Origin of the sequence: Rhizobium sp. BK112 (assembly GCF_014193215.1) — a bacterium.
In the GTDB taxonomy this organism is placed as follows: domain Bacteria; phylum Pseudomonadota; class Alphaproteobacteria; order Rhizobiales; family Rhizobiaceae; genus Rhizobium; species Rhizobium anhuiense.
The window spans coordinates 1-14,515 of sequence record NZ_JACHYZ010000027.1; the positions used below are offsets into that span (position 1 = coordinate 1).

Sequence of the window (14,515 nt, forward strand, 5' to 3'; positions counted from 1 at the left end):
CCTGAAGGCCGCAGGTTCAAATCCTGCCCCCGCAACCAAATCCCACACAGACCGCCATACACACTGATACAAAAAGCCCGCCTCGTGCGGGCTTTGGCGTTTCCAGACGTGCGAGTTAATGCCTCAGCAGGTGTCCGCAATAGGGACAGGCGATGATGAATAGCCGATCTGCCTACATGCCCGTTCGAGTGTCTGAACCACGCCTTCGCCCCGGTAGGTCAAGCGTGCATAGTCCTCGGATCAACCCATTTATCGGTTCTTAAGCAAAGAATGACAGCTTAGCTCTAATCGGTGGTGAGGGTGCATTCGTGGTAAATGGTTTGATGTCGCGGGTTCGCATTCAGACGAAGGTGCTCGTACTTTTGGCGCCATTCGTCATTAGTCTATGCGCAGTGGGACTGACGGGGTACTACGCGTCCAGCCTTCTCGAGGGACGCATGGAGATCTCCAACCATGTTTTGCAGTCCCTGAACGGGTTCAAACATGTTTCTTCCAGCATGACCGGCTTTCTGATGAAGCCGTCGCAGGAAGCTCGTGATACCGCGCTTGCCGACGCCCGAGAGCAACTGACAAACCTGCAGCAGACGATCGAGAGGCTAAGGCCGACGACCGATGTGGGGCTTCTTGACCGGGCGCTTGGTCAGTCGCAAATCATACCGCAAAAGATCGAAGCGATCTGGCAAATCGAAACGGGACAGCAGAAAATTCTCAGCGATGTGGACGCTGCTTCCGCGGCACTTCTTGACCTGCAAGGGCAGGTTGGCAAGCGCTCGTTCATGCTGATGGCCAGTGCGAAAAAGATGGAAAATGCCAACAAGAGCGGCCTGAGCAATTCCGTCTCCATCAGCGCCGCCGCCAGTATCGCGACAAAACTTCGCAATGACTATGCGAGCATGACGACGCCGGCTGACAAAGTTGGCCTGTTAGCCAAATATGCCCCCGATTTGCAAAAGGCAAAGGAACAGCTTTCGCCTGCTGTAGGGACCGACAAACAAGCCATCGCCGCCCAGTATGCCGCTGCTGTGGATGCTGTCGCCAACGCTTCGAAGGTGTCGCCTGACACTTTGGATGTTCCAGCAACGGATACCGCCGTCGCCGATCTTGCTGCAACTGGCGACAGTCTCAAGACGATTGGCGACGATCTGATGCGGACCTCCGTGTTGGCGCTTGCCGCGTCGGACAAAGATATCTCTCAGGCGACCAATGTCGGCAACGAACTGCGCGCCATCGTTAACAGCAATAACGAGATCCGCGTCGGCTTCGCCGAACTCGCCGGCAATCCAGACGATGCGCGAGTGAAGAAAGTCCAGCAGTCGATCTACATGTATCAGACCGAGCTCGGCCGTCTCGCCGGCGTGGTGAACGACGATCCGGTCTTTGCCGAAATTCCGAAGAAGGCTCAACCCGTCCTCGATCTGCTTGCGGCGAACGCGGCAGCGCTTTCCGAAGGTGCGGTGCGCAAACTGGCTGAGTTCGACAGCGCTGCGGGGCAGATCGACAACACCTGGAACCTGCTTGCTCAATTCGCCGAGACGCAGAGGCAAAATGCTGGGCAGGATCGTCAACAGGCCAATAGGATATCCGGAGGCGCGATTGTCATCGGCATCCTGATTGCTATGACCGCGGGTGCCGCACTGGTCGTCACCCTGAAGGGACCGATCACCCAGATTACCGCAGCGATGCGCAAGATCGCAGAGGGACGGCTCGATACCACAATCACCGGCGAGGCACGGGGCGACGAAATCGGGGAAATGGCTCGTGCGCTTTCCGTCTTCAAACAAAATGCGCTGTCGAATGTCGAAATGGAACAACAGGCCGAGATCGCACGCAGTGATGCGGAATCTGAGCGCGCCCGCAACGAACTCCAGCGACGTAGCGCCAAGGTCCAGGTTGACGCCGCAATCGAGGCGCTTGCAGAGGGGCTCACGCGGCTGTCGCGCGGGGAGTTGAATTTTTCGATCGATACGCCCTTTGCCGCCGAACTCGACCGGATCCGCACCGATTTCAACATGTCGGTGGCGGGTCTCAGAGAGACGCTCTGCGATATCCGCGAGACGTCTTCCCTCATCAACGACAATGGCCGACAGATGGCGGAAGCCGTTGATGACCTGGCCCGTCGAACGGAGAAGCAGGCGGCTGCACTTGAGGAAACCGCAGCGGCAGTGGAGGAGATTTCTTCCGCCGTCAATACCTCGTCAGGACGGGCAGCAGCAGCGCTTGCGCTTGTCCAGCGCGCCAAACAGGGTGCCGACGCCTCGGCTTCAGTGGTCCAAAACGCGGTTTCGGCCATGGGACGGATTGAGGACGCGTCGGGTAAGATCGTTCAGATTGTCAGCGCCATCGACTCCATCGCTTTCCAGACCAATCTCTTGGCCCTAAATGCGGGAGTCGAAGCGGCGAGAGCGGGTGAGGCCGGCAAGGGCTTTGCTGTCGTGGCACAGGAGGTGCGGGAACTGGCGCAGCGATCGGCTCGTGCAGCCAAGGAAATCGGCGAGCTCATCAACAATTCCGTCCGCGAGGTTGCGTCCGGCTCCGAATTCGTCGGCCGCACCGGCGATGCGCTGATGGAGATTTCCAGCGAGATCGTCCACATCGTCGGCCATATTGAACTCATTGCCTCGTCAAGCCGCGAACAGGCAACGACACTCCATTCGATCAACGCGTCGGTCAACGATATTGATCGTATGACGCAGCAAAATGCGGCGATGGTGGAAGAGACGAATGCTGCCACCCAACAGCTATCGTCCGAGGCGCTTGCACTTACCGACATGATTGCACGCTTTCGGCTTGAAGGCCGCGAGAGCCCGGCTTCAAGAGGGTACGAGGCTGCGGCATGACGGCAGCATGTATTCGCAAAGCACTTGCTTTGAGATGCATGGTTTCCGATCAGAAAGCTGATGAGCGATACGTTTCCCTTGATCAGTTTTCAGGCGCACGATAGTTGCTAAATTAGCAATATTCTAATATACGTGGAGCCGGCGTTTTAATATTTTCGCAGCCGCAAGCAACGTCCCTCAAATTGGCGGGCGTTTATTATCCTATTCAGCAGGGCGTTCGATTTCATGAAGTAGATTAGAGATTTATAGGGGGGAGGAATAATGGGAAAATGGGCATCTTCTCTACTGACGACTCCGCATGGAAGGCGTCGTCTTCGGTTTGCTATCTCGGGATTGCCACCACTCTGCGCAGTGGTGCTCTTCGCAGGCGTCGCGTCTGCGCAGGCGCCGACTGAGGAGCAGCGCAATGCGATCAGGGCGGAATGCCGTTCCGATTTCATGGCGCAATGTTCCGGCGTCACGCCGGGCGGGATGGAGGCACTCACCTGCCTGCAACAGCATAGCGCCACACTTTCAGCCGGCTGTAAGAAAGCTGTGTCGGCGGTTAGCAAACCGAAGTCGACATCGGCGGAGCCGTCTCCGGCCGCGCCGGCAACCACCGGAGCGGTCACCCCGGCGCCTGCGACCGGCGCGCCGGCGCATCAGCCGACGCAGGCGCAGCGCAACGCCGTCAAATCAGCCTGCCAACGCGATTTTATGGCGCAATGTTCCGGCGTGACGCCGGGCGGCGCAGAGGCGCTCAGCTGCTTGCAGCAGCACAACGCCGCTCTGTCGGCACCGTGCCAGCAGGCCGTTGCGGCGCTCGGAGGGGCAGCCGGATCAACCCCGGCCACCGGCGGCGGCGCTGCGGCGGTCGCGACCACGCCTGCTCCTCAGGCCATGATGCCGGCCTTCTCGCCACGCGAGGAACTGATGATCCTGCGTGAAACCTGTGGATTGGACTTCCGGGCCTTGTGCCGGATGGTGCCGCTCGGCGGAGGGCGGGGTATCGCTTGCCTCCGGGACAATCTGCAACGCGTGTCGCCGGCCTGCCACAGAGTGTTGACTTCGGGATTATAGCCTGGTCAGACCCCGATCTGTGAAAGCGGTAATCCGAACAGCATCGCGCTTCAGCGTCATTCGGTGAGCGCAACGCGGTAAAGACCGGCAGGTGGCCGGTCTGGCACATGCACAGTTTGCGTCTGCACACTTCATCTCCGGCCGGAATCGGTTCGGCACCTGCATATCCGATGAAATCAATGACGGCACATATGAAAGGCATTGTCATGTCATCGACTTTCTGTTTCCCGCGATTGAAGCGGATGCTTGTTTATACCTCGCTCGCCGCCGGCCTGGCGCTGCCAACGAGCGCTTGGGCGGATGATGCAAAAGCCCTACTCAAGGCGATGTCCGATTTTCTGGCGGCGCAGAAGACGATATCCTTTACTTATCAATCGTCGCTCGAAGCCGTGACGCCCGAGTTCGAGAAGCTCCAGTTCGTCAGCTCCGGGACAGCCAACCTGACACGTCCCGACAAGCTGCGTGTCACCAGAACCGGCGGTTTTGCCGATCTCGACGTCAGTTTCGACGGTTCGTCGCTGACGGTGCATGGCAAGAACCTCGACGCCTATGCCAAGATCGATGGCAAGGGTTCGCTCGACGAACTGATCAACAGGCTTATGACCGCGGGGGTCGAAGCGCCAGGCGCCGATCTCTTGTCCTCCAACGTCTATGATGTGCTGATGTCTGAGGTGACCGATGCCAAGCACATTTCCAGTGCTTTCGTGGATGGCGTCGAATGCGCATACCTGGCCTTCCGAACGCCTGAAATCGACTGGCAGATCTGGATACAGACCGGCTCGCAACCGATACCGCGCCGTTACGTCATCACCAGCAAGCACGTCGTCCAGGCGCCGCAATACACGCTTGAAATCAGCGATTTCAAAAGCGGCGCCGATGTCGCGGCCGTTTCCTACAGCATCGAAGTTCCGGCCAGTGCGAAGACGGTCGATCTCAGCGAGCTGCAATCGCTTGATGAGCTTCCGGCGCCTGCCGATATGGGAGAGGTGAAATGACCTATAACAAGCTGTTCTTCGCTCTCGGCCTCGCCGGCGTCGTGACATTCACCGACATTCGCATCGAGGTGCAGGGATTTCTGCCGTTGTCGATCGGCTTCGCCACGCCGGCGGGCGCCGTCATCGGCAGGCCGCTGACGCCGCTCTCTTATGCGGGCGTGGCCCGTCGGACGACGCGGCGGGTCGTCACACGCACGACGACGACCATCGCCGTGCTTCCGGCAGGCTGCCGCTATGGTCCCTATTACGGCGGCTACTATTATCGATGCGGCGCGTATTATTACGCCAAGAGCGGCAACGTTTATGTGCAGGTGATCGTCCAATAATGCTGCGGTCGTCTATCGGACGTTCGATGTCTCCGCCTCCGTCACGCTCGCGGCCGTGTTTGCGGTCGCTCCGCGCCGTTTCAAATATTCCTCGAGGCGCTGCAGCAGGACGTAGAAGGACGGTACGAAGAGCACGGCAAGACAGGTCGAGGCGATCATGCCGCTGAAGACCGATATGCCGATCGACTTACGGGCCGATGCGCCGGCGCCCGTCGCCAGCACCAGCGGCAGGACGCCGAGGATAAAGGCGAAGGACGTCATCAGAATTGGCCGGAAACGCAGCCGGGCGGCCTCGACGGCCGCATCCAGGATTTCCATGCCTTCCGCCCGCTTTTCCCGCGCATATTCGACGATGAGGATGGCGTTCTTCGATGCAAGTGCGATCAGCAGGATAAGGCCGATCTGCGTATAGAGGTTGTTGGCAACACCCGCAGCGGTAAGTGCTGCTACCGTGCCCAGCAGAGCGAGCGGCACGGCGAGTATGACCGCCAGTGGCAAGATCCAGCTTTCATACTGACCGGCGAGCACGAAATAGACGAGCAGCATGGCGAGCGCGAAGATGAAATAGATCTGCCCGCCCACGGCCTTCTCCTGATAGGAGAGCGCCGTCCACTCGAAGCCCGTGCCCGGCGGCAACGTCTGGTCGGCAATCTGTTCCATGACGTCGAGCGACTGGCCGGAACTGAAGCCGGCGGCAGGACCGCCGACGATGGTTGCTGTGGGGTAGAGATTGTAGAGGCTGATCAGGGAAGGACCTTGCGTCGTCGTGACATCGACGACCGTGCCGAGCGGCACCATCGTCCCGTCGCCGGCTTTGACCTTAAGATTGCGGATGTCTTCGGCGCTGACCCGGAAATCGGAGGCGGCTTGTGCATAGACCTGAAAGGTGCGGCCAAATTTGTTGAACTGGGTCACATAGCTCGATCCGACATAGCCGGAGAGAGCGGAAAAGACCTGGCCCACGGTAATTCCCAGCGTCTCCGCTTTGATGCGATCGACGGAAACAGCCAGCTGCGGCACGTTCGAGCGAAAAGGCGTGCTCAGCCTTTGCAGCGACGATTGGGCACTGCCGTTCCTGACGATCGTATCGGCAAGCGATTGCAGCAGCGGGTAGTCGGAAATGCCGTTCCTGATCTCGACCTGCATGGTAAAGCCGCTGGCATTGCCGACGCCCTGGATCGGAGGCGGCACGATCACCAGCGTCTTGGCCGTGAGCACGCTTTGCAGCGCGCCGTTCAGATGTTGGTAGATCGACAGCAAGTCCTGCCCCTTCTGCTTGCCGCGTTCATCCCAATCCTTCAGCACGACATAGGCGACGCCGGCATTCTGCAGGCTGGCATTGTTGTCGAGAACGGAGATGCCGCTGATGGTCAGCACCTGGTCGACGCCGGGTGTGGCTTCGGCGATCTTGCCGACCGCGTCCATGACAGCATCGGTGCGCTCCTTCGAGGCACCGTCCGGCAATTGCGCATTGATCAGCACGTAGCCTTGATCCTCGATGGGCAGGAATGCCGTCGGCAGGCGGGCAAGCCCCCAGGCTGCGACCGCGATCAGCACCAGTGCCGCGACCGCCATGATTCCGGCGTGACGCGTCATCGATCCGATCAGCCCGGCATAGCCGCGCTCGCCTTTGTCGTAGACCCTGTTGAAGCCGCGATAAAGGATGTTGCGTTTCTCGGGCGGGGCCGGCGGACGCAGCCAGAGGGCGCATTGCGTCGGTTTCAGCGTGACGGCATTGATCGCGCTGATCAGCGCGGTCGCGGCAATCACGAGGGCGAACTGCCTGTAGAGCTGTCCGGTCAGGCCGGGCAGGAAGGCGGCTGGAATGAAAACGGCCATCAGCACCAGCGTGATGCCGATGACCGGGCCGAGCAGTTCCTCCATCGCCTTCTCGGCGGCCTTTCGGCCGGACATGCCCGCCTCGATGTGCCGGGCGACACCTTCGACGATGACGATGGCATCGTCGACGACGATACCGATGGCGAGAACGATGGCAAAGAGCGTCGACAGGTTGACGGTGAAGCCCAATGCCGCCATGGCCGCGAAGGCGCCGATGATGGTGACCGGAACGGTGGTCGCCGGCACGAGCATCGCCCGCCAGTCCTGCAGGAAGACGAGAATGACGATGAGAACGAGAACGCCGGCCTCGATCAAGGTGACGTAAACCTCGTCGATGGAGGCCTCGACGAATTTCGTCGTGTCGAACGGTACATGATATTCGAGGCCCGGCGGAAAGCTCTTCGAGAGCTCTTCCATTTTCGCCCGCACGGCCTGTGCAACCGAGATCGCATTGGCTTCCGGCAGTTGGAATATGCCGATGCCGGCCGCCGGCCTGCCGTTCTGCATGAAGGACTGGCTGTAGGTCTGGGCGCCCAGTTCGACGCGGCCGATATCGCGGATCCGGGTCACACGGCCGCCCTGTCCGCTTTCCACTTTGACGACGATATCCTCGTAGTCGGCCGCCTCGTTCAGCCGGCCATTGACGTTCAGCGTATATTGGAAGACCTGTCCCTTCGGCACCGGCGGAATGCCGATCTGGCCGGCGGCGACCTCCTGGCTCTGCTGCTGCACGACGCTGACGACATCCTGTGGGGTCAGGCCGCGCGCCTGCAGCAGGTTCGGATCCATCCAGATGCGCATGGCATATTGACCGGCGCCGAACACGGTGACGTTGCCGACACCTGGCAGGCGGGCGAGTTCATTCTGCAAGTTGATGACGGCGTAGTTCGACAGGAACAGGCTGTCATAACGGCTGTCTGGTGAGGTCAGGCTGACGAAACCGAGGATCGCCGTCGACTTCTTCTGCGTCGTCACGCCCTGAAGCTGTACCGCTTCGGGAAGCGATGACATCGCTATGGCAACGCGGTTTTGTACCAGGACCTGAGCCTGGTCGGGATCCGTGCCGATGGCAAAGGTCACGGTCAGCGAGTAAGTGCCGTCGCTGGCGCTGGTTGACTGCATGTAGAGCATGTCCTGCACGCCGTTGACCTGCTGCTCGATCGGCAGCGCCACGGTGTCGACCAGGGTCTGGGCGCTGGCGCCGGGAAAGCGGGTCGTCACTTGCACCGTCGGCGGAACGACATTCGGATATTGCGCCACGGGCAGTTGGATGAGGGCCACCGCGCCGATGAGCACGAAGACCAACGCCAGGACGTTGGCGAGTACCGGTCGCTCGATGAAGAAGCGCGAGATCATGCTGCTGTCCTCAGACGTTCAGATGAACCATGATGGCGAATTCATTGCGTGGTGGTCTTGGCCTTGGCATCGCCGGCGGCAGTTGCCGGCGGGTTCATTTCCATCTTCTCGGGCGTGACCTTGCTGCCGGGAATGGCCTGCTGGATACCTTGGGTCACCACCCAGTCGGCTGCATCGAGGCCTGACTCGATGACGCGGAGCGAACCTTCACGCTGGCCGGTCTTGACCTGCTTCTGCTCGATGACATCGTCCTTGCCGAGAACGAGCAGATAGCTGCCCAGCTGGTTCGTGCCGATCGCATCGTCGCGCACCAGTAGGGCCTTGTCGTTATGGCCGACCGGCACACGGACCCGGACGAAGAGACCGGGCAACATGGCGCGGTCCTTGTTGTCGAACACGGCGCGCACCTGAAGCGTGCCTGTGGAGGCATCGAGCTGCGGCGATACGTAATCGAGATGGCCCTTGTGCGGATAACCTTCTTCCGTCTGCAGGCCGATTTCCGCCGGTATGGTTGGAAGGTCCGTCTGCTTGAAGGTGTGCCCCTGCTTTGCCAGGGTTTCCTTGATCGTCAGCACCTGGGTTTCGCTGACGTTGAAATAGGCATAGAGCGGATCCAGCTGCACGATGCTGGCGAGTTTGGTGGGACCGGATACGCCGACCAGCGCGCCGATATCGACGAGGTGGTCGGTGACGGTGCCGTCGAAGGGGGCAAGCACTTCCGTGTATCCCAAGTTGATCGTCGCGAGCTCGAGATTGGCCTGGGCATTGAGGATGGAGGCATTCGCCTCGTCGAGCGTCGCCTTGGCGCTGTCGACTGCGGTCTGCGTGGTGACCTGTTGCTTCGATAGATTGAGCTGTCGGTCGTATTCCTGCTGCGCGCCGACCTGAGACGCCTGTTGCGAGGCGAGCGATGCCTTTGCCTGATCCAGTTGCGCCTGATAGGTGTCGCGCTCGATGCCGAAGAGCTTGGTGCCCTTCGTTACCGTCATGCCGTCCTGATAGTCGATGGATTGGATGTAGCCTTGAACGCGCGCCTCGATATCGACGGAATTCAGCGGCGCCGTGTTGCCGGTGAGTTCGAAATAGAGGGTGACCGGTTGCTGGACCGGCTGGGCGACGCGAACCGGAGGTGGTGGAGGAGCAACATAGGTGTTGCCGCTTTCCTCGCAGCCAGCAAGAATTGCCATGCCGGCGAGCGCCACAGACAGGCACAGACCCTGATACAATCTCACACGCATTGCCGCCGCCCCGATGTTGAAGAGCCCCAGTCTTCATGCGTGCCTCGGCGGAGACGACCCCTCTCCGAAAAGTTCCGGGCATGCGATATTATGTCGCGGCATTGCTAAAAATTGCAATAGCTGCTGGTGCACAATTGAACTGTGTTGGAGTCATCTCTTGAGAGACGTCAAAACACTACGGTTTCCCGAGCCGTTCGATGGCGGATTGCAGAGGGGCATCCGAAACACGGATCAGCCCGACATAGGGATTGGCCATATCCGAAACCAGAAAGATCGCGCCGGCGACGGACAGGGCGCAGACAAGCAGAATGGACAGCACCGTCGGATTGGCCGGCGCCTGCAGCCCGAAGGTCGCAAAAAGCAGCCCGAGCCAACAGACGAGAACGGCAAGGAAGGCCCAGGGTAAACCCTCCTTACCGGATTCGACCAGCAGCCAATGGGTCTCGGCCAGCATGCCGCTCACCTCAAGAGCGCGCGCCTGCAGAGAGCGCTGCACGGCATCCTTCGGCAGCAGGGATCGAAGGTCGCCCTGAACCGCTTCGATATCCTGATATTCTCCCAGCGCCTTGGCGGATGGCTCGTCGGTCGTCTCCGTCGTCCAGCCGCGGCTCAGCCGTTTCTCGATGAGTTCACGCAGCAATTGACGCGCCTTGTCGGTTTCCGGCCCGTATTGCGCCATGACGCGGTCAAGCAGGAGCACCCGCGCCGCCGCCGTTCTCATCTCCACTTCGGCATTGTCATAGCTCGACTTGGCGGATGCGATAAGAAGGCCGAGCGCCAGGGCCGACAGCGTTCCGACCACCGCGGTCGCCAGCCTGATGACATCCTTGGATTCGGCATTGAGATGATGATCCGGCAAGTGGGCGCGCACCATCAACCCTATCGATGTCGCCGTCGACAGAAAGATAAATACAAGCCCGCCAAGCAACAGTGAGCTCAAGTCCGGCCTCCGTATCGTTCACGATCCTGCAGCCACTATGATCGCCAAAATATGCAAATCTCCCATTATCATAGCGGAAGACGGTCGAAGCTTGGAACTCTTTACTTTCCTGATCTTGCGGCCGGGCGTCATTGCTGGAAAATCAGCAGCACATAGGCCAGGAAAAGCACCAGATGGACGGCACCCTGCATGAGATGGGTGCGGCCGCTGGCAAAGGTGATGATGCTGACGGCAAGAGTGAGCAGGAGCATCACAAGATCTCCATGCTCGAGGCCGAGTGTTACGGGGTGTCCGTAAAGCTGACTGACAACAAGCATCGCCGGCACCGTCAGCCCGATCGTCGACAGCACCGAACCAAGGAAGATGTTGACGGAGCGCTGCAGATTGTTGGCGATGGACGCACGCACGGCGCTGATGGCCTCGGGCGTGGCGACGAGGACGGCCATGACAACACCGCCAAATGCGGTTGGAGCATGCAAGGTTTCGATAATGTAATCGATCGGCCGGGCAAGCTGTTCGACCAGAAAGACTACAGGACCCATGTAGGCGAAAAGCAGGATGGCATGAGGCCATACCGGCCCATGGCGAGGAGCACGTTCGCCGGGAGGTTCGTGACGGTTGCTGTCGTCGCTGAAATAGTCCCGATGGCGGCCGGCCTGAAGAAACAGAAACGTGGCGTAAAGGCCGACCGATATGATGCCCAGTATCAATTGCCGCGCCGCCGATGGATGTTGTCCGTCCGGGCCTGCAAGAAATGTCGGCATCACCAGGCTCAGGGTCGCCAGCGGTACGATGACTCCGAGATAGGCATTGGCGCCCTGCAGGTTATGCTGTTGTTCCGGTCGCCGCCATGCACCCAGCAGCAAGGACAGGCCGACCATGCCGTTCAGGATGATCATGACGACTGCAAACAGAGTATCGCGCGCAAGCGTGGGATTGTTTTCGCCGTGAAGCATGACGGCCGAAATCGCCATCACCTCGATCGAGGTGATGGCAAGCGTCAGAATGAGCGTGCCGTAAGGCTCCTTCAGCCGCTCCGCCAAGTGATCCGCGTGCCGCACTACCGACAGAGCGGAACCGAGGACGGCAGCGAACAGCCAGACAAAAACGACAGTGAACCAAAGCGGATCGGAAAGCTGTCCGAAGAGCTGCTCCTGGAAAACAAGAAACGCCAGGCTGGTCGCGACGCTGACGCCCAGGAACCATTCCTTGCGTAGCAGGCTGTTTGCGCCGACAGCGCGCAATGCCGGACCGTGCGTCATTGAAGCCACCCGTCTTCTGGCAAATGTCGCCGCAATGCGATCCCCAAGACCATTGTGTCCGTCCGCTGTCTCGCGCCCATCACGTGGGCAGGCGGAGACGAGGCTGCCTCAAGGCGAACCGAACCTCAAGCCAGATCGTGTGTCATTGACTAAAACTTGCAGGTCTCTCTCGTCTGATCATCCACTGACGGCGGCTCACGTCGCATCTTCCGTTATTCGCGGCCGGTCGCCGGGATTGCCGCGCCGGTGACGACGGCTGCGGCCGGCGAAATCAGGAAGGCGATGAGGCGGGCGATCGATTGCGGCGAGACCCAGCCGTCCGTCTTCGCATCGGGCATGGCCGCGCGGTTCTCAGGCGTGTCGATCGTCCCTGGCAGGATACAGTTGGCGGTGACGCGGTCGTCGCGGCATTCGGCAGCGATCGCTTCGGTCAGCCGGATAACGGCGGCTTTCGAGGCGGCGTACGCGGCCTGCCTGGCGCCGGCCTTCAGTCCGGGTGCGGCAGCAACATGAACGATGCGGCCGTAGCCTGATGCCTTCATGGTCGGGAGAACCGCGGCGCTGATCGTCAGGGCGGTGCGGGCGTTTGCAGTCATCATCGTCTCCCATTGGGCAGGAGCGTCCGGTCCGACCGGCCCCATCTGGAAGCCGCCGACGGTGTTGACCAATGCGCTAACGCCGCCGAAACGCTTGACGGCCCGCGCAACAGCGGCGGCGCAGGAGGCGTAGTCGGTGAGATCGGTTCCGGCGATCGACAGAAACTCGGTGGAGGCGGGAAGAGTGGCGGCCAAGGCTTCCAGCTCGTCGCTCGAACGGTTCATGCAGACGAGTTTTGCGCCGGCGCCGGCAAGCTCACGGACAACGGCGCTGCCGAGGTTGCCGCCGGCGCCCGTGACAATCACGGCTTTCTGGTCGTTCATGATAGTTGATCTCCTGACGGTGCCGCTGCTGGACGATGCGCGCATTGTTGATCCAGGCTGCGCGCCAGCGCAAGCCCGCCGCAAGGCTTATGTCGACACGTCTTGCGGAACTGCCGGCGAGTTGCCGCGGGCAGCTTCGTCTATCATCACCCGATGGTCGTGCCGGCCGGCTGTCAGTGATATTTCGCCCGTTCGCGGCCGAGGATGACAGGCGCGTCGAGGCTTGAGATGGGACGGGTGACATCGCCCGGGATGTCGCCGGTAAGCTGGAGATCGAGATAGCGGGCGCAGCAGACTCGCAGGAAGGACGTGAAGTTTCCGAGATCATGTCCGGCATCGATCGATTCATGGTGCAGCCGGGTGATCAACTGAACGACATTCATGCCGTCGCGCCGCGCGATTTCCTCCAGCTTCGACCAGAAGAAGTTTTCCAGCCTGACGCTGGTGACCATGCCGTCGATGCGCAGCGACCGGGTGGTGCTTTCCCACAGCCGCGCATCCGCCTTGATGAAGAGTTCACACATGTCGTCCTCCCGTGCCGCCCTTCTAGGCGGCGTTGGTTTCCAACAGGGCTGCGGCATCCAGCACAGCCATGAACTGGCGTAGCCATGAGGGATGCGCCGGCCAGGCCGGCGCCGTGACCAGATTGCCGTCCGAGACCGCATCGCTGATGGCGATGTCGGCATAGATGCCGCCGGCAAGTTCGACTTCCGGCCGGCAGGCGGGATAGGCTGAGCAGGTGCGGCCCTTCAGCACGCCGGCAGCGGCAAGCAGCTGCGCGCCATGGCAGATGGCGGCGACGGGTTTTCCGGCGTCGAAGAAATGGCGGACGGATTTGATGACGTCGGCATTGAGGCGCAGATATTCAGGTGCGCGGCCGCCGGGGATGACGAGCGCATCGTAATCTTCGGCCCGCACGCTGTCGAAAGTGGCGTTCAGCGCAAAATTGTGGCCGCGTTTTTCGGAATAGGTCTGGTCGCCCTCGAAATCGTGGATGGCGGTGGCGACGGTCTCACCGGCCTTTTTGCCGGGGCAGACGGCGTCGACCGTATAGCCGCAGGCAAGCAGCGTCTGGAACGGCACCATCGTTTCGTAATCTTCGGTGAAATCACCCGTAATCATCAGGATCTTCGAGGCTGGCATCGTTTCCTCCCTTTGAAACCAACAGGCGGAGAGTAGCAAAGCGCGAGAGGCAGAGGGTACTATGGGAATACTACAGGCGAAATTCCCTGGAACAGGATGATTTTAGGTCCGGTTGGCCCACAATCTGAATCCCGTTCTAAATTAGCTAGTTAGAGTATGATGTCGCCCGGAAGCCGCTTACACTTTTCGGCATCATTCTCTAGATCGCCTTGACCGTCACATCCGGGATGGCGAGGGCCTCGCCGCCGCCGAAGAGGCGGGAGCGGGTGAGGAAGCGCTTCTCGCGGCCGTTGTCGAGCGAGAACATGCCGCCGCGGCCGGGCACAACGTCGATGATCAGCTGCGTATGCTTCCAAGCCTCGAACTGGCTGGCGCTGATATAGACCGGCACGCCGCCGATCTCGCCAAGCTTGACGTCGCTGTCGCCGATCATGAAGTCATCGGCGGGATAACACATCGGCGAGGAACCGTCACAGCAGCCGCCGGACTGGTGGAAGAGGATATCGGGATGATCCCGCCTGATCTCGCCGATCAGAGCGAGTGCCGCGTCGGTTGCAAGAACACGCGGTTCGCCGTTGACGGTCGTTTCCATTGTTCTTC

General features: G+C 60.5%; 12 protein-coding genes. 4 read left to right on the forward strand and 8 right to left on the reverse strand.

What is annotated here, in order from left to right; all coding sequences use genetic code 11:
• The first annotated feature begins 308 nt into the window (after positions 1 to 308).
• The 4 genes from FHT75_RS34820 to FHT75_RS34835 all read left to right on the forward strand — a co-directional run bounded on the left by FHT75_RS34820 (position 309) and on the right by FHT75_RS34835 (position 5,217).
• Positions 309 to 2,837, forward strand: coding sequence for a methyl-accepting chemotaxis protein (locus FHT75_RS34820; protein WP_028755597.1), 2,529 nt, complete (start codon positions 309 to 311; stop codon positions 2,835 to 2,837).
• A 261-nt stretch (positions 2,838 to 3,098) separates the two neighbouring features.
• The gene (locus FHT75_RS34825; RefSeq protein WP_028755598.1) at positions 3,099 to 3,896 is read left to right on the forward strand and encodes a hypothetical protein; all 798 of its coding nucleotides are present in this window, start codon (positions 3,099 to 3,101) and stop codon (positions 3,894 to 3,896) included.
• A gap of 206 nt (positions 3,897 to 4,102) precedes the next feature.
• Positions 4,103 to 4,891, forward strand: coding sequence for a DUF2092 domain-containing protein (locus FHT75_RS34830; protein ID WP_028755599.1), 789 nt, complete (start codon positions 4,103 to 4,105; stop codon positions 4,889 to 4,891).
• Positions 4,888 to 5,217, forward strand: a complete 330-nt coding sequence (locus FHT75_RS34835) for a hypothetical protein (RefSeq protein WP_028755600.1) — start codon at positions 4,888 to 4,890, stop codon at positions 5,215 to 5,217. The genes FHT75_RS34830 and FHT75_RS34835 overlap by 4 nt, the downstream gene beginning before the upstream one ends.
• Before the next feature lie 12 nt (positions 5,218 to 5,229).
• Here FHT75_RS34835 and FHT75_RS34840 read toward each other — a convergent pair whose 3' ends face one another.
• The 8 genes from FHT75_RS34840 to FHT75_RS34875 all read right to left on the reverse strand — a co-directional run bounded on the left by FHT75_RS34840 (position 5,230) and on the right by FHT75_RS34875 (position 14,507).
• A complete protein-coding gene (locus tag FHT75_RS34840) occupies positions 5,230 to 8,412 on the reverse strand; it encodes an efflux RND transporter permease subunit (RefSeq protein ID WP_063473424.1) in 3,183 nt (1,060 codons plus the stop codon).
• A gap of 41 nt (positions 8,413 to 8,453) precedes the next feature.
• Complete coding sequence (locus tag FHT75_RS34845; RefSeq protein ID WP_028755602.1) at positions 8,454 to 9,650, reverse strand: efflux RND transporter periplasmic adaptor subunit; 1,197 nt, start codon at positions 9,648 to 9,650, stop codon at positions 8,454 to 8,456.
• 175 nt (positions 9,651 to 9,825) lie between these two features.
• Positions 9,826 to 10,590, reverse strand: a complete 765-nt coding sequence (locus FHT75_RS34850) for a DUF4239 domain-containing protein (protein WP_176707313.1) — start codon at positions 10,588 to 10,590, stop codon at positions 9,826 to 9,828.
• Positions 10,591 to 10,718: 128 nt separating this feature from the next.
• Positions 10,719 to 11,852, reverse strand: a complete 1,134-nt coding sequence (locus tag FHT75_RS34855) for a calcium:proton antiporter (protein ID WP_047620005.1) — start codon at positions 11,850 to 11,852, stop codon at positions 10,719 to 10,721.
• A 212-nt stretch (positions 11,853 to 12,064) separates the two neighbouring features.
• Positions 12,065 to 12,772, reverse strand: coding sequence for an SDR family NAD(P)-dependent oxidoreductase (locus FHT75_RS34860; protein ID WP_047620003.1), 708 nt, complete (start codon positions 12,770 to 12,772; stop codon positions 12,065 to 12,067).
• 173 nt (positions 12,773 to 12,945) lie between these two features.
• On the reverse strand, positions 12,946 to 13,296 hold the full coding sequence (locus FHT75_RS34865) for a ribbon-helix-helix domain-containing protein (RefSeq protein WP_028755606.1): 351 nt from the start codon (positions 13,294 to 13,296) through the stop codon (positions 12,946 to 12,948).
• A gap of 22 nt (positions 13,297 to 13,318) precedes the next feature.
• Entirely contained in the window at positions 13,319 to 13,915 is a 597-nt protein-coding gene (locus FHT75_RS34870; RefSeq protein ID WP_028759016.1) for a DJ-1/PfpI family protein, read from the reverse strand.
• Between the two features lie 199 nt (positions 13,916 to 14,114).
• Positions 14,115 to 14,507 carry a DUF779 domain-containing protein gene (locus FHT75_RS34875; RefSeq protein ID WP_183845780.1) on the reverse strand — a complete coding sequence of 131 codons (393 nt, stop codon included), beginning with the start codon at positions 14,505 to 14,507 and terminating at the stop codon, positions 14,115 to 14,117.
• Between the last annotated feature and the right edge of the window lie 8 nt (positions 14,508 to 14,515).